The 15819-nt window shown below is 57.3% G+C and carries 12 protein-coding genes and 1 tRNA gene; 8 read left to right on the forward strand and 5 right to left on the reverse strand.

Annotated features, from left to right (window positions below; all coding sequences use genetic code 11):
- Nucleotides 1–24 precede the first annotated feature (24 nt).
- On the reverse strand, nt 25–1005 hold the full coding sequence (gene rfaD / locus GSP01_RS10000; protein WP_141353164.1) for an ADP-glyceromanno-heptose 6-epimerase: 981 nt from the start codon (nt 1003–1005) through the stop codon (nt 25–27).
- A gap of 81 nt (nt 1006–1086) precedes the next feature.
- Here rfaD and GSP01_RS10005 point away from each other — a divergent pair, with 81 nt between their 5' ends.
- The 6 genes from GSP01_RS10005 to GSP01_RS10030 all read left to right on the forward strand — a co-directional run bounded on the left by GSP01_RS10005 (nt 1087) and on the right by GSP01_RS10030 (nt 5395).
- Nucleotides 1087–1377: an accessory factor UbiK family protein gene (locus GSP01_RS10005; RefSeq protein WP_062107038.1), complete on the forward strand. Its 291-nt coding sequence runs from the start codon at nt 1087–1089 to the stop codon at nt 1375–1377.
- 178 nt (nt 1378–1555) lie between these two features.
- The gene (locus GSP01_RS10010) at nt 1556–2062 is read left to right on the forward strand and encodes a type III secretion system chaperone family protein (protein ID WP_141353166.1); all 507 of its coding nucleotides are present in this window, start codon (nt 1556–1558) and stop codon (nt 2060–2062) included.
- Nucleotides 2059–2889 (forward strand): pyrroline-5-carboxylate reductase, encoded by an 831-nt coding sequence (gene proC, locus GSP01_RS10015; protein WP_228123894.1) that lies wholly within the window; start codon nt 2059–2061, stop codon nt 2887–2889. The genes GSP01_RS10010 and proC overlap by 4 nt, the downstream gene beginning before the upstream one ends.
- Nucleotides 2890–2970: 81 nt before the next feature.
- Nucleotides 2971–3660, forward strand: coding sequence for a TetR family transcriptional regulator (locus GSP01_RS10020; RefSeq protein WP_141353170.1), 690 nt, complete (start codon nt 2971–2973; stop codon nt 3658–3660).
- A 71-nt stretch (nt 3661–3731) separates the two neighbouring features.
- Nucleotides 3732–3806: transfer RNA gene (locus GSP01_RS10025), tRNA-Gln, on the forward strand.
- A 137-nt stretch (nt 3807–3943) separates the two neighbouring features.
- Nucleotides 3944–5395 (forward strand): glycosyltransferase family 2 protein, encoded by a 1452-nt coding sequence (locus GSP01_RS10030; RefSeq protein ID WP_141353171.1) that lies wholly within the window; start codon nt 3944–3946, stop codon nt 5393–5395.
- 80 nt (nt 5396–5475) lie between these two features.
- Here the strand turns inward: GSP01_RS10030 and GSP01_RS10035 are convergent, their stop codons facing one another.
- The gene (locus GSP01_RS10035; protein ID WP_011252687.1) at nt 5476–5745 is read right to left on the reverse strand and encodes an HU family DNA-binding protein; all 270 of its coding nucleotides are present in this window, start codon (nt 5743–5745) and stop codon (nt 5476–5478) included.
- 179 nt (nt 5746–5924) lie between these two features.
- Here GSP01_RS10035 and GSP01_RS10040 point away from each other — a divergent pair, with 179 nt between their 5' ends.
- Nucleotides 5925–6815: a rhamnan synthesis F family protein gene (locus GSP01_RS10040; RefSeq protein WP_141353173.1), complete on the forward strand. Its 891-nt coding sequence runs from the start codon at nt 5925–5927 to the stop codon at nt 6813–6815.
- Here GSP01_RS10040 and GSP01_RS10045 read toward each other — a convergent pair.
- Together GSP01_RS10045 and GSP01_RS10050 are read right to left on the reverse strand one after the other, a co-directional pair.
- A complete protein-coding gene (locus GSP01_RS10045) occupies nt 6790–9495 on the reverse strand; it encodes a glycosyltransferase (protein WP_141353175.1) in 2706 nt (901 codons plus the stop codon). The genes GSP01_RS10040 and GSP01_RS10045 overlap by 26 nt on opposite strands.
- A 114-nt stretch (nt 9496–9609) precedes the next feature.
- The gene (locus tag GSP01_RS10050) at nt 9610–10989 is read right to left on the reverse strand and encodes a beta strand repeat-containing protein (protein WP_141353177.1); all 1380 of its coding nucleotides are present in this window, start codon (nt 10987–10989) and stop codon (nt 9610–9612) included.
- A 511-nt stretch (nt 10990–11500) separates the two neighbouring features.
- Here GSP01_RS10050 and GSP01_RS10055 point away from each other — a divergent pair.
- A complete protein-coding gene (locus GSP01_RS10055; RefSeq protein WP_228123889.1) occupies nt 11501–14296 on the forward strand; it encodes a glycosyltransferase in 2796 nt (931 codons plus the stop codon).
- A 110-nt stretch (nt 14297–14406) separates the two neighbouring features.
- On the opposite strand, the gene GSP01_RS10060 is transcribed toward GSP01_RS10055, so the two are convergent.
- On the reverse strand, nt 14407–15798 hold the full coding sequence (locus GSP01_RS10060) for an NAD-dependent succinate-semialdehyde dehydrogenase (protein WP_141353179.1): 1392 nt from the start codon (nt 15796–15798) through the stop codon (nt 14407–14409).
- Between the last annotated feature and the right edge of the window lie 21 nt (nt 15799–15819).

Here is a 15819-nt window from a genome sequence, read left to right on the forward strand (position 1 = left end):
GGGGATGGCTCACGGACTCGGCTCTCAGAGATTTTGGGAGGGACGGGAAAGATAGTCGCGCACATACTGTCCGATTCCATCTTCAAGAGACGTAAACGGCGCATCATAGCCCGCAGCGCGAAGGCGGCTCATATCCGCACAGGTAAAGGACTGGTACTGTCCGCGCAGCTTCTCGGGCATGTCCACGAACTCAACATCCCTCGCCCGCTTGGCCGCGTCACAGACCGCATGCGCCAGATCGAGATAGCTCCGCGCCACACCGGTCCCACAATTGAACAACCCGCTGACGTCCGGATGATCAAACAGCCACAGCATGATGTTCACAACGTCCCCGACCCAGATGAAGTCCCGCTGCTGCTGCCCGTCGGCCAGTCCCGGTACATCCGAGCGGAACAGCTTCGCCGCACGATCCTGCACCACCTCGTCGTATTTGACCTTCACGACAGAGATCATCGATCCCTTATGGTATTCGTTCGGCCCGTAGACATTAAAGAACTTGAGCCCGGCCCATTGCGGCGGCACAGGCGCCCCGGCTCCAATTTCCCGCTTCACCCACAGATCGAACGCCTGCTTGGACCAGCCATACAGATTCAGCGGCCTCAGACCATCAATGCCCTCCAGCCCGTCACGGAACATCTTCGGCTGATCCGCCGCCCCGTAGGTCGCAGCAGAAGACGCATAGATCATCCGCACGCCCCGCGCCGCACACCAGCGCCACAAGGTCTGCGACAGATCCACATTGCTCGACCAGACAAGATCTCCGTCCCGCGCCGTTGTGGCGCTGATCGCCCCCATATGGAACACGGCTTCGACATCCGGTTCAGACGCAAGGAAACCTTCCAGCTCATCAGGCGTGATGATGCGATCCGGCGCATGGGACGCCAGATTGCGCCACTTCACCCCGTCCCTGAGCCGATCAACCACAACCGTCCTCAAGCCCCGGCGACGCAAGGCGGCATGAAGACACGAACCAATGAATCCGGCCCCGCCGGTGACGATAATCATCCTTCCTGTATAGTCTGCCCCCGATAACGATCCAAGCGACGCGCCCGACACGACACGCCGCAGAACAGCAGGAACTTCATCATGGCTGACAGACCCCGCTTTTTCGACGACCTCGCTGGCCTTGCCGGTAACGCATTTTCCGCCGTGACCGGCGCCCGCGAGGAACTTCACGCCATCGTCCGCACCCGCGTGGACGAAATCCTCAACAGCCTCGACCTCGTGCGCCGTGACGAATTCGACGCGGTACAGGAAATGGCAACCCGTGCGCGAATGGCACAGGACGCAACAGAACAGCGTCTGGCCGAAATCGAATCGCGCCTGGCTGCTGTCGAGGAGCTTGCAACCGAAGAAAAAGGCGGCCCACAGGGCTGATCTGCAACACTCCCTGAAACCAGTGTGACTTTTACAACGCGTAATGCTTGCACCCGAGGCCAAGGCTCCATAACGTAACTGATGTCGGGAGCAGATTTTCCGCTTCCGGCCGCAGACATCTGGAGCGCCGCACCGGCGCCAGGCCGGTGCCAGGCTCCACGGCCTTGGGAGACCCGCCATGCCTGCCCTGAGCACCTCACTCACCAATGAAACAGAATCCCATCCGCTCGACCTGATGGAACAGGTCATGGGCCTTTATGAATGGGAGTTCGAACGCCTCGGCCCCTCCGAAATGGCCGCCCAGGCCCCCGGACAATGGTGCGACTATTCCTTGTATTTCACGTGGTCCGATGAACTCTCGGCCCTGCACCTGAACTGCATCATGGATCTGCGCTCCCCCGCAAAGAGCCGTCCGGCCGTCCACGAACTCGTTTCCCTTGCCAATAACCGCCTCTGGATCGGCCATTTCGCCGTCGATCCCGACACAGGCACCCCGTCCTACCGACATACGCTGCTGCTGCGCGGCGTGCAGACACTGCCCGGCGAAAGCATGGAAGACCTTGTGGAGATCGCGATGTCCGAATGCGAACGCTTTTATCCCGCCTTTCAGTTTGCGCTCTGGGGCGGAAAATCACCGCAAGAGGCCATAGACGCCGCCATGCTTGACTGTGTGGGAGACGCCTGACCGTGCCATCCTCCGTCCCTTCAATCCTTCTTGCAGGGTGCGGCAAGATGGGAGGCGCGCTACTCGACGGGTGGCTCGCCTCCCCCACACCGCCACACCTCGTCGTCCTCGACCGACACCGAAGCCGCTCGGACGATACGGTCACCATCGTCCGGACAGCCGCCGAAATCCCTGCCAATTTTCAACCCGACATCATCGTCCTCGCCGTTAAACCCAGCGTTGCCGAAATCGTGATCGATGCGCTTGGCAAGGCTCTGGGCCCTCGCCTGAACGGTGCCGCCATTCTCTCCGTCATGGCCGGACGCACCTGCAAAACACTTTCGGACTCTGTCCGACGTGCTGGAGCCGACATTCCGGTTCTGCGCGCCATGCCCAATACACCCTCCTCAGTCGGTGCGGGAATCAGCGGTCTCTACGCCTCAACCGCCGCGAGCCACGAGCAGAAATCCACCTGTCACGATCTGCTTTTTGCGGTCGGGGACGTCGTACCTGTCGAGAACGAAGACGATCTGTCGGTCGTCACAGCCATTTCCGGCTCCGGCCCTGCCTATGTGTTCCTTCTGACCGAACTACTGGAACAAGCGGGACAGCAGCATGGTCTGGCACCAAATGTCGCCCGTCGTCTAGCCCGTGGAACAATCTATGGTGCGGGACGCATGCTCGACGATCTACCCGAAAGCGCCGAAGACCTCCGCAAGGCCGTCACCAGCCCCAACGGCACCACCGCCGCAGCGTTGGCCGTACTCATGAAACCCGATGCCTGGCCCCAGACGGTTCCAAAAGCTATTGACGCTGCTACAAAACGGGCCGACGAACTCGCTGGCTGACAGTTTCTTTATGGGAGAGAGCTTGTCGGCAGACCGCAATGCTCCCACCATAAAACCAGAAGCTTTCGACAGGAGACCCGTATGGACGGACGGCAGGACCCCTTTGAATCCGACGACATGGCACTGAGTGGTTCGTCGGACATGGCGCAGGAAGCTTTCGACGCCGCCCTTCTCCAGTCCGCCCTGTCGCTCGCCGGAAACGAGGGATGGCACCGTTTTTCCCTCGTAGACGCGGCCCGCGAAGCCGGTCTTCCCATCGAAACCGTTCGCAGGCGCTATCCGCTCAAGGCCCTTCTGCTGCTCCAGCTCGGGCGCCTTGCCGATGCCAGCGCCCTGCGTGACGACGGTGACGGCGGAACGCTGCGCGAATATCTTTTCGATCTGATCATGCGCCGCTTCGATATCTTCCAGGAATATCGTGAAGGCGTACGCGCAGTCCTCCAGGCCGTGCCCTACGACCCGGCTCTGGCGGCTTTTCTGGCCGGCACCACCCTTGATTCCATGAAATGGCTCGCAGAAGCCGCAGGGATCGACTGCACAGGTTTCGGCGGCGTGATACGCATCAATGCCCTGTCCGGAGTCTGGGCCCACGCCATGCGGACCTGGGAAAAAGACGAGAGCCCGGATCTGGCCTCCACCATGGCCGCCCTCGATAGCGCGCTGGATCGTGCAGAGCGTTACGGCATTCTCAAACCCTCAGCACGACGCAAAATGGACGAGGCTCTGAACAATACCGGCCTGCCTGACCACGATCTTGAACTAGAATCCTGACTTCGCACTTTACGAAGGCAGCCGGTTCGGACTAGAAGGCCAAAAGCATGCGCTCCCAAGAGCGCATCATTTGGGGTGTAGCCAAGCGGTAAGGCAGCGGATTTTGATTCCGCCATGCGGAGGTTCGAATCCTCCCACCCCAGCCAGCCTCCAAAAACCGGAAAATGCTTCCCGCAACGAGTACAGCGCATTTCAGGACAATGCCCGTCAACTGATTTGGCTAATCTCAATCAAGGATGTAATCTGAAGGGGCATACTTCAGACATCAATCAGGGTCTTCGTCGTGAAAAAAGAAAAATCTGCAGTAGTACTTTTCGTTAAAGACGAAGCCCATGACATCATGGCATGGCTATCATGGCATATTTCCCTCGGGTTCGATAAAATATTTGTATATGACGACCACTCGACCGACGGGACCTATGAAATAGCCAAATCCTGCGAAGGAATTTACAACGTGGAAGTTTGCAGGACTTCCATGCTTGAAGGCAATTTTTACTACAGACAACGCGACAGCTATTTTGATGCCATCAAGAAGTCCATCGATCACTATGAGTGGATCGCCATGCTGGATGGTGACGAATATGTCAGCATCAATGGTGCCCAGGACATAAACGGATTTCTGGACAAATTCAGTAAAGACGATACGGGAATTGCCCTAAGCTGGTGCATATACGGAAGTTCCGCCAGGGTCCTGAAAGACAAGGTCCCGACCTATCAGGTCTTCAACCACAGATCGACGCCCGAACTTAATGACAATACGCTCGTAAAAAGCTTCGTAAGGCCAGAAGCTGTCAACTTCGTGTATGAAAATCCCCACAAGTTCAACCTGTACTACGGAAATTACGCGGACGCTGCCGGCCAGCCCGTAGAATGGCGCCCTGGAGCCACGAAAAACATCCTGTGGGAAGGCGCCAGAATCAATCATTATATCTGCCGCTCCATGGAGCACTTCATCGACCGCATCAAAAGACGCCTGGGATCCGATCTGTCGAACAGTACGGTCTACTGGTCTCATTTTGATCGTAATGATGTCTATGATCCCCAGGATCAAGCACGCATCAATGCGGCAAATGCTGTCTACAGCAATATTAAGAAATCAGTTTTCCAGTATTCGATGAAGAATTTCCTGGAGAAAGGAAACGCTCTGGAAAAAACGACAAACAGCCTGAATCCTCACAGAAAAGTGGATCTATTCTATCTCAAGAGCCTTCATGGCGAACACCTTTCCCTGAACAACATTGATGGGCATCTCTTTCAGGGACAGGGATTTGAGAGAATTCTGGCCGCAATCCCCTACGATAGCAATAAAATCTGGATTTTTCGGAATCCTTTTGTGTATTCATCAAATGTTCGATTCCATATCAGCCACTCAGCCCAGAGCAATTACTGCTATGAATTTGAATTTCATTCCAACGAATCAGATGGTTCGGTTTTCATAAAATCTCCGAAAACCCAAAAATACCTGACCTGTATTCCCGAAAGCCATGGCGGAGGCGTGGAATTTTCACGGGATGAAGCCTCAGACTGGGAGAAATTTTACTTCGGAGAAAAGGTGTCTGAGCTGAACTTCGTTGGAGACAAAGAAGGGCCAGCCTCGGACCTGATATATTACATGCTCAATTCTGCAGGATCTTTTCCGTATGAAGAATTCTTACTGAAATCATCCGCACTCGACAGTAACGACAGAATGAATCTGACGTCGCTTCTCGGACCCCAAATCATGTCCATTATCTGACCGCCCCTTTTGGCACGGTCACAAGCACGTTGCACCGGGCGCTCCGACAGTTCTTACCCTGTCAGAGCGCTCACGCCCCTTCAAACAAGCTGTTTCAGTCCCGGACTGGCCTTGAACCTGACGGTCCGCCCCGCTGAAACCTCGACAGGCTCTCCGGTCCGCGGATTGACGGCCTGCCTGGCCTTGGTTTCACAAACCGTGAACGTCCCAAAAGACGGCAGTGTAAAACCGCCTTCTTCGCGCAGTTCCTCAATAATGGCGTCAATCATGTCATTGACCGCCCGCTGGGCAACAACTCCAGTACAATTCATGGAATCCTGCAGAACTGCGGCAAGAAAAGCTTTGCTCATGAATAAAACTCCGGATTTACTCAGTGCAGATCGCATCTTGCCGGTACAGAAATGCCGCTAATGCGAACTGAAGGGCGAATTATCTATCGCCTCAGAATGTCATAGTATTTCCTATAGAACCGCCCTAGAAACAACCATATATTATGAATTTAACGTTTCCTTCTTCAACAGGACGGTCCGTGTCAGCCTCTGTCTGCCTGTTCGCATATTACAGTACAGAAGCGGGGCTTCCCCCTCACACACGCCATCTACTCAGCCAGATCTCGTCATGTGGCTTCACGATCCATATCGCCGCCTCCGGCCTGTCGGAAACAGAAGCCCAATCACTGCACAATGACCTCGCAAGCGGCACACCTCCGGTCCCAGCAACCGTCCATGCCCGCTCCAATACCGGACTGGACTTCGGAGCCTGGCAATTCCTGCTCTCCCGTGGCTGCGACAGGGACGCAGACGAAATCCTGTTCGCCAATGACAGCGTCTTCGGCCCACTCCTCCCGCTCAATCCCATCGTAGAGCGCATGCGGGCACAAAACTTTCAGATCTGGGGCATGGTCCGCTCGGAAGCCATAGTAACCCATCTGCAATCCTGGTTCCTGTGCATGACTCGCGAGGCCCTGGATCATCCCGCAATCCAGCGGATTTTCAACCAGCCCTTCAGCGACATGAGCAAGGACGAGATCATCCTGCATGGAGAGCTTGGCCTCGGCCTGGCCCTCAAGACGGCCGGACTGTCTTGCGGAGCCGCCTGGAGCAACCCCCGAGGCCTCGCCCGTCTTCTGGCACTCAACCCCATGCACACGGACTGGCGTGCCGTCCTGCGATCGGGCCACGCCCCCTTCATCAAGACCGAACTCCTGCGCGACAACCCGAGCGGAATCGCGTCCACCCATCTGTGGCGGCAGGAAATTCCCGATCCCGCCTTCTTCAGCCCCGACTGGATCGCCCGTTATCTTGCCGCCACACCACCCCGCAACCGCTCCAAACGCGCAGGCTTCCGGGCCAGGCTGATCCAGGCCCTGGCCAGCGAAGACCGGCGCCATGCCCTTACAGCCCTGCTCCTCGGCCGCTAAACTGCCCTGCGGCCTGCTTCAGAAAGCCGTAAAGTTCTTCCACCTGCATGTCGTATGTCGCAAGCTGTTCCTTGCACGGATTGACGTACCCCTCGAAGCGTTCCGGTGCATCCAGAAGTACAGAGACAGCCTGGACAAGCGTCTGTGATTTACCGTCCAGCGGCAACCACGTCCCGTTTACCCCGTCCACAACGTCTTCTGATTGCCCTCCAGGAGACGTCGTGACGACCCAGACATCCCGTGCCAGTGCTTCCCGCACCGTCAGGCCGTAGCTTTCCTTCCACTGCGACGGAAACAGCAGGACGTCGATCTGATCATAAAAATCATCGAGCCCGGCCTGTGTATAGGCGGGCACAACCCGGAGCTGCCCACGAACTGTCCAGTCTTCCGGAAAGATCGACTGAAACCCGAGATTGAGCTTGTTATCGACAATGACAAGCTCCCAATCACTCCGCGACAGAGACTGCATGGCCTCTTTCAGTAGGCCATATCCCTTGACTGCTTCCGTACCACCAACAAATCCGAACCGCAGTGGTGCCCCGGGGGGCCGCGGCTGGCGCGCACGCTTGGGCCAGCAAAAACCGTTGCGATTGACCACGATCCGTTCAGGCGCAATCCCGTTCGCAAGATAGAGTTCGCGGTGCGCCTGCGACGGACTGATCAGAAAGGCCGCTCCCGCCAGGGCCTGCCGCATCACGACAGTCCGATCCGCAAGATGCCGCACACCCGGCACACAAACCTGACAAACCGCAGAATCAATGGTCGTCTGGAAACAGTATTGTCCGTCCCCCCTAACCATGAACTGCCGCTCGCAAAGCCACCAGGCATCGTGCAGCGTTAGAACGTAAGGAATTCCTCTTTCCTGACAGATCCGCAGGAGCCCCGTTCCCAGCCCCTGCGCAGCATGAACATGCACGACATCCGGCTGACAGGCTTCAAGCACCTCCTCAAACCGGGAAGCCATTGCCGGATTATCCAGATGCCCCACCCCGTCCAGACCGTCAGGCAACACGGAAGCAAAAACCATCATGCCGTCCACGTCATAACGAATGTCCCCATCAGGAATATCCACTGCAGGCGGTCTGGAGGTCATGACGCTGACCTCAGCCCCTTTCTGGACCAAGCGACGCCCCATCTCTTCGGCCACAATCGTGGCACCGCCAAAAGAGCGTGGCACGAAATAGACATTCGCCATCAGGACCCTAAGGCCTTCTGCGTCCCGACGGGGCGGAAGGCCAAACAATGCCCGGACCTGGGTCTGCGCCATCGCCTCAGGGGCATACCGCGCCATCACGTCCTCATAAGCCACTTCCGCCAGACGTTTCCGGTAATCCCTATCCCGCGCCAAGGTCAGAAAGCCACTTCGCCATGCTGCGGTATCTGCGGCAAGAAGGCCGTTTTCCCCATCTCGCAGAACTGTCAGAAATGCTGCACAGGGAGAACAGAGGGCCGCAACCCGGACAATGGCCGCCTCAAGAAACTTGATGTTGCTTTTACAGTCGTTGAACAGCGTTTTTTCCAGCGGAGCGATCGCAATATCCGTCTGGGACAGGGCCTTCAAATATTCCGGATAGGTCAGCTCCATAAGACGCTCGACCCGATCCCCGAACCGGCTAAATGCCGAAGACAACTGCAACTGACCAATAACCCTGAGGCAAAGCCGCGGCTCCTCATCCATCGCTGCCAGAAGCCCCGCCTCGGCCTGCCTGAAATCGGCATCATGAGTATTAGTGCCGGACCCATACGACACCCATATCCGGTCTGATTCCGCAGAAACAGGAAGAGCTTCTGCAATTCCAAGCGTCTGTACGTCCAGGGCGTTTTCTAGGACAGCGACATCCGTCAGCCCTGCCTCTCGCATGGCACCAGCAAGAGCCGCCGTCGAGGCAATACCTCGACCACAGGCCAGCATACACCGACGGAACAACGCAACCCCTGAGAGCAGAAGATCACGTTCAGCCGCAGGAAGCGTATCGATATTCCCATTCTGCCGATACTCCCGTTCATCGAAGATGAGATCATCCACCTCCCAGCGCGGAGCCAGCCCCAGCCGATGCGCTTCCTGCACCAGCTTCATGACGTCATCGAAGCCCGGAACCCGATAAAAAATGACATGCGTGCAAAGCTGAAGGGCGGAGTGGGCTTGGACCATATTGCGCCAATCCACAACCTGAACTGACCAACCCAGCGTTTTCAGGAAATCCCGCTTCTGCCAGACACGATACTTGGCACACTGCCTAAGGCTGAGTTCCGCAATGATGAGAACCTGAGGTTTCAGTCTCGCGGTTCCACCCTCGGGCGTAACTCGGTAAGGATGAAGGCCACCTGTCTCAGCAGTGGATGCTGTCGAAATCTTCCGCCGATCACCCTGAATCCGCTTCAGGCGACGAGCACGGTGGATAACTGTTTTCCTGATCCCTGACAGCCCTTCCCGTCCCAAGAGACGCAGAAACCTTTCCGGAAGTTCTCTCACAGGGCGGCCGGACAGCAGCTTACCAAACGTCAAAGCGCGCACGGCCCGCAGGGGAAGCGTCACACGCCAGGACAAAGAAGTCTGAATCAGGAACAATTGCCGCCGAAGCTTCTGGTTTTCCTTCTGCAGCTGTTCGGCTCTCAAGCCATTAAGGCGAGCCACACTGCGGTAGCTTTCAGTCAAGGTTTCGCGCGGGTCGTCCCGCATTCTGTCAGGCTTTCACAAAAGGAGACAAAAAGACTTCAGAAACACGAAAAGCCGGACCCTTTCGGATCCGGCCTTCCTGAACAATACCAATCTGTCAGAAGACAGATGCCATCATTAGCTCAGAGTGAAGTCAGAAGCGTTCAGGTCGGTGATACCAACGAACGTGATCTTGGAGTTATCGGACAGTTCGATCGTGGTGTTACCACCAGCAACCGTAGCGTTCGACAGAACATTTGCCAGACCGTCGTTGTTCTGAAGGCCATACTGGTACAGAGCCATCAGATTACCGGCTGCGCTGCCGAAATCGGTGATCGTGTAGTCACCGCCAGCAGAGCCCTTGGTCAGAGCGAACAGATTGGCCGCGCCCGAACCACCCGTAAGAGTAGCAGCGCCCGAACCGCCAACCAGCGTATCAGCAGCAGAACCACCGATGATGGTCTCGTCACCCGTGCCTGCAAAAGCATGCAGCGTACCGTTGGAAGACGCAGCCGTAACGGTTTCACTGCCATCGCCACCGACGAACAGGTTGGTGGAGCTTGCGGAGCCACCTACCAACATCAGATCAAGACCCGAGGCACCGAACAGTGTTGACGTTCCAGCGGAAACGGTCGTTGCACCCGTACCGTTCAGGAACGTCAGGGCTCCCGAAGCAGTGATCGAGTTGGCGGTACCACGAATCTGCCAGATATCAGCGGAAGCCGAAATGGTATCGTTCAAACCACCCGAGACCGTGCTGAGGTTGCCGGTCGAGTAGTAGGTGCTGGAGCTACCGCCCGTGATGGAGCTGTTGTTGCCAGCGGAAACGGTGTTGTGCGACGTCGTGTCGTAAACCGTTGCGTTGGCGCCAAGCGTGACCACGGAGCTTCCGCCGAGCAGCGTGACCGTATCGGTACCAGTCGTACCGTCAATAGTGTCCTGACCTTCAGAACTGACAACGTTCGTGCCAGTTCCCAGCTTGATGAGATTGTTGCCATCACCAGCGCTGATGGTGTCGTCACCATTGGTGCCCGTCACGGTATTGTTGCCATCACCCATGGCGATGGTCCAGTTCCCGGTGGAATTGGCGCCATTGAACGTATTGTTGCCAAGTCCGCCAGTGAACGTGCCGTCCTGGTTACCGACCGTCACGGATACCCCGGCTAAGTCACCGGTAAGAACGCTGATGCTCTTGGCAGTGCTGCTGGAGAGATCCAGGCTGACAGCCGAGTTCAGAGTGTCTTCGCCAACCGTGGAGTAGCTACCAACAGCGATATATTGCGTGGTACCGCCGGAAACGGTGTAATCACCACCCTGGCTGATCAGGCCCTGACCCGTCGTAGTACCCGTAGCGCCATTACTGCCCGGAACCAGATCGTAAGAATCAAGCCCTCCACTCGAGTGGAGGGTGGAAACAGCAGTCTGATACTGCTGCGCCAACAGCTGGGTCTGCCCACCACTGACCGTGACCACAAAGGTCTGGCCGGAGGCACCAACTACTGTAGTAATGTTAGCCATTACCATGCACTCCTAAAAAAGGTTGCCTCGCACCGGCGGCCCTCGGACCACCCAAATGATCGAGCGACGATTCTTGCATATATCAGAGCCAGATTATCAAACGCAATCCACTTCAGGCACGACACAAGGAATCAAGATCTATCATTTAGGGATTCGGACAGCCACACCGAAAAAGAATTTTCCATTTTCATTATGTGAAAACGGAAAAGAGCGGGTGATCCAACTCTTAAGTTAAATCCTTTTATATCAGAAAAGTTCCGTTAATGCTAATTCTTCAAGAAATAAATATTATCACTACTGCGTCACGCCGAACCTGACCGAGCTGTGCCTTCCCTGAAACAATCTATCCTTCACAGACACTTAGATCCTGACAGGCCCATTCGTGAATTTCCCCATCCCCCCCTTACCGCCCCTTCCGGGAGCTGACCATCACCTGGCATGTCTGGCACTCCTGCTGGCATCAGAAAGGTTCGAAGCAGATACCCGTCCCGATCTTCAGGATCACGTTTTCTTGACTGTCTGGCTGGCAATGATCCTGACCGAAGAACAAGATCTTTCTGCTGCCCGGATCGAATGTTCACCCCGCGTCCATGCCCAGATTCACCACGCTCTCCGTGCAATGCTGGAAGCACATCTTCCAGACAAGGACATCCGGATTGTCTCCCAGACGTCCCAGAACGACAAGACCGCTCTTCCCCTACTGTGCCAGATTACGGAAGACGCCCCCCAGAGCCCTTCTTCATTTCCTGTTCTCCAGTTCGGGCCGAATCACCCCGCAGGCTCCGTTACCCTGGCCCCGGAAAACGCCCTGACAAATGCAGGCAATTCACCCTTTCTACGTACCCTGATGTCAGAAAATGCGGAACCCCTCGGCCTCCGACGCAACATCCGACTGCTTCTCAATAACAGTCGGAAAATTCGCCTTTTGATGTCCCAGGCGCAGGCGATACAGCAGGCATCTCTTGAAAAAACGCAGACCATCCAGGAACTCCGGGTCTCTCTTCGGATGCTTTCCGCCAAAAACGCGTCATTACCCCCCGAACCCCCACTACCCGAACAGACAGAGCCACCCGCTCCGCCAGCGGTCGTGTCTCTCCCCCCTGAAGATCCGGTTCCTAACTCACTTCCGATACCTCCGCTCTGGCTCCGGGCGGCCCGACGCCTCAAACGCATTCTCCACCCTCGTCCTTCCCACCCTACCCTCCCAGTTCAGGAAGAACCCGACCTGAATGAGAGCAGCCCCGAGGCCGTTCCGGTCCCGACTTCCGAGCCGAAGCCAGAATCAGCGTCAAATCCCGCGCCTTTCTCCGTAAACCGCGTACTATTCGTTGCAGGAGAACCCGACACACCTGGCGTTCTGTACCGCTGCTACCGCAATGCCGACGCTGCCCGGGAAGCTGGCTTTGAGGCCAGGGTCCAGCCCTGCGCTGCGGTCGGGTATGACGATATTCACTGGGCGGATGTCATGGTGTTCTGGCGGGTCGAATACAGTGGCCATGTCAGTACAATCTTCGATCTGGCCGAAGCAGAAAACGTCATTACCGTCTTCGATGCGGACGATATTGTCTTCGTTCCCCATTATGCCCGCGTGGACATGATCGACGGCATCCGTTCGATTGGCGCCACGGAAGAGCGGATCGAGCGCTGCTTCTCGGAAATGCGCCGCACCTTCCTGCGCTGCGATCAGGGATCGACGACCACGGCCGAGCTGGTCTTTGCCATGCACAGTCTGCGCCCCGTCGTTCACCTGCTTCCGAACATCTATGACCTGTTCACCCTGAAACGGGCACGCCTGGCGCTGCGCATGCGTGGAGAGCCAGGCCGTGTCAACTCCGGCAACGGTCTGATCCGCATCGGTTACGCCACAGGTTCCAGAACCCATCAACGGGACTTCGCACCCGTCTGCCCCACCATCGCGGAAGTCCTGCGCCAGCGTCCTGAAGCGCGCCTCGTCCTGTTCCGCGAACCCGTCACGCATCGCCCGGTCCTACTGATGGAAGAATTTCCCAGCCTGATCCCCGTGCAGGACCAGATCGAGTGGCGCGACATGGTCCCTCTCGAAGAACTGCAGGACGAATTCGCACGGTTCGACATCTCCATCGCGCCTCTGGAGACGGGAAACATCTTCTGTGAAGCCAAAAGTGAGATCAAATTCTTCGAAGCTGCATTGTCGGGCGTGGCAACGATTGCTTCCCCCACCGGACCGTTCCAGCGCGTTATCCGCCATGGCGAAACCGGCTTTCTGGCTGACAGCCCGACAGACTGGTACGACGCCCTGATCGAACTGATCGACAACCCGGAGCGCCGCGTTCGCATGGCACGGGACGCCTATCATTCCGTGTTGTGGCCCTTCGGCCCGCAGGCGCAAGCCCGGCGCATGAAGCTCGTCCTGACGTCCATGTGCGGAGACGAAGCTGCGGCCCTTGCCGGAGAAACGCGTCTTGCCAGAGACCGTCTCGCTCCGTCCCCCGTGCCCGTCATCCCCCCCAACCGCACCCTTTTTCATCACGACGCACTGGGAGAAGCTCCCGTCACTGTCGTCATCACGTCCTATAATTACGCAACACATCTTCTGGACGCACTGGAATCCGTGGCGGCGCAAACCCTTCCCGTCCTTGATCTGATCGTCGTGGATGACGGGTCATCGGATGGCTCGGTCGCTCTAGCCCGTACCTGGATGGAGCGGCACTGCGACCGCTTCAACCGCCTGATTCTGCGCCAGTCCATTGCAAATGCGGGTCTGGGAGGCACGCGCAATATCGGAATGGACGCGGCCGAGACCGTCCATGTCATGCAATTGGATGCTGACAACATCCTGCGCCCTGAAGCCTGCGAAACGCTTCTGGGCTCCATGAATGACGGCACAGCCTACGCCTATCCGCTCATTGCCTGCTTCAACGAGCACGGCCCCGTGCTGATGGATATGAGGGCAGACACCCATCACCAACCAGGCACACCAGAGCTTCTGGGAGACCTGCCTTTCAATCCGCTCTCTCTCATCTCCGGGAACAGGATCGACGCCATGGCCATGGTCACCAAATGGGCCTGGGCGGCAGTTGGCGGTTACTATGTTTCACGTGAAGCAATGGGCTGGGAGGACTTCGACCTGTGGTGCTCTCTGGCGGAGCGCGGCCTTCCCGGCCACCACGTCCCGCAGGTCCTTGCCGATTACCGCCAGCACGAGACATCCATGACGAACGCCTCCACCGAAAAGGACGCACACAAGGCCCGCGTCGTGGCCTTCGTTCAGGCCAGACACCCCTGGATCCGCCTCAGCGCCGAACGGGCCAGGCCTCGGAAAAACTGAGCCCCCCTGACCAGCCATAAAAAAACCCGCTCCCGGACAGCTCCGGAAGCGGGTTTTTCATGACCTGAAAGATCGAACCGGGCTTCACGAGGAAGCCCGATACGCCTCACTCAGAACGGTGCGTCGATATCAACAACGTCGATCAGCTTATGGTTGACGAATTCCTTGATGCCCAGACCGATCAGCTCGCGGCCATAGCCCGAACGGGCCACGCCACCGAACGGCAGATCGGCCTTCACCATCGTCGGATGGTTGATATAGACCATGCCTGTATAGATCTGCTCGGCAACCTTTACGCCGCGCTTGGTATCCTTCGTGAAGACCGAACCACCCAGACCGAACGGCGAGTCATTGGCGATACGGATGGCATCTGCATCATCCTTGGCGCGATAGAGCTGCGTGACCGGACCAAAGAACTCCCACAGACGGGCTTCATTGTTCTCGTGCAGGTTGGTCATCAGCAGCGGCTGGAAAAACGCCCCCTTCTCCGGCACGGACGGGCCAATGGCCTCGACAACCGCACCATGCTTCTTGGCTTCCTCGACCTGAGCCTTCAGATCGTCCGCAGCCTTCTGCGAGGACAGCGGTGCCAGCGTGGTGGACGGATCCATCGGATCGCCAGCCTTCAGCTTGAGAACTTCCGCCTTGTACAGCTCCAGGAAACGGTCATAGACGGCATCCGCCACGATCAGACGCTTGGCGGACACGCAGACCTGACCGGCATTCCAGTGACGGCCAAAAGCGGCCCACTTTGCGGTCTTTTCCAGATCCGCATCGTCCAGAACCACGAATGCGTCAGAACCGCCCAGCTCCATCGTAGACTTCTTCAAAGCCTGCGCCGCAATACCGGCCACAACGGCGCCTGCGCCTTCGGAACCCGTCAGAGCCACACCACAGACGCGCGGATCCTTTAGGATCGTCTCGGTGTGATGACGGGCCGCGTACAGGTTGCGGAAGCCACCCTTCGGCAGTCCGGCTTCCTTCATCAACTCATCAAACGCAGCCGCACACTGCGGCACGTTGGATGCGTGCTTCAGGATAACCGTGTTACCGGCGGAAAGCTGCGGCGCGATGATGCGGGCGATCTGGTAGAATGGGAAATTCCACGGCTCGATCGCGAACACGATGCCCTGCGGCTGGTGAATCAGGACGGCGTCACCGGACTTCGGATCGGCAACCGGAAGTTTCTCGGCCTTCAGCAGCTCTTCAGCGTGCTTGGCGTAATATTCGAAGATCTCGGCGGACAGGATCGTCTCTGCCTTGGCTTCGGCATAGATCTTACCCATTTCAAGGGTCAGAAGCTTGGAATACTTGTCGATGTCGCGACGAAGGATGTTGGCGGCTGCCGTCATGATCTTCGCACGTTCGGCGAACGGCGTATGGCGCCAGCTCTTGAACGCATCATAGGCTTCGGTCAGCGCGGTCTGGACTTCCTGGTCAGTTGCGTCCGGGAAAGTCTTGAGCGTCTCACCGGTATAGGGATTGATCGTAGCATAAGCCATGACGGGTCATGTTCCTGTATG

Source organism: Gluconobacter sphaericus NBRC 12467 (assembly GCF_006539125.1).
GTDB lineage: Bacteria > Pseudomonadota > Alphaproteobacteria > Acetobacterales > Acetobacteraceae > Gluconobacter > Gluconobacter sphaericus.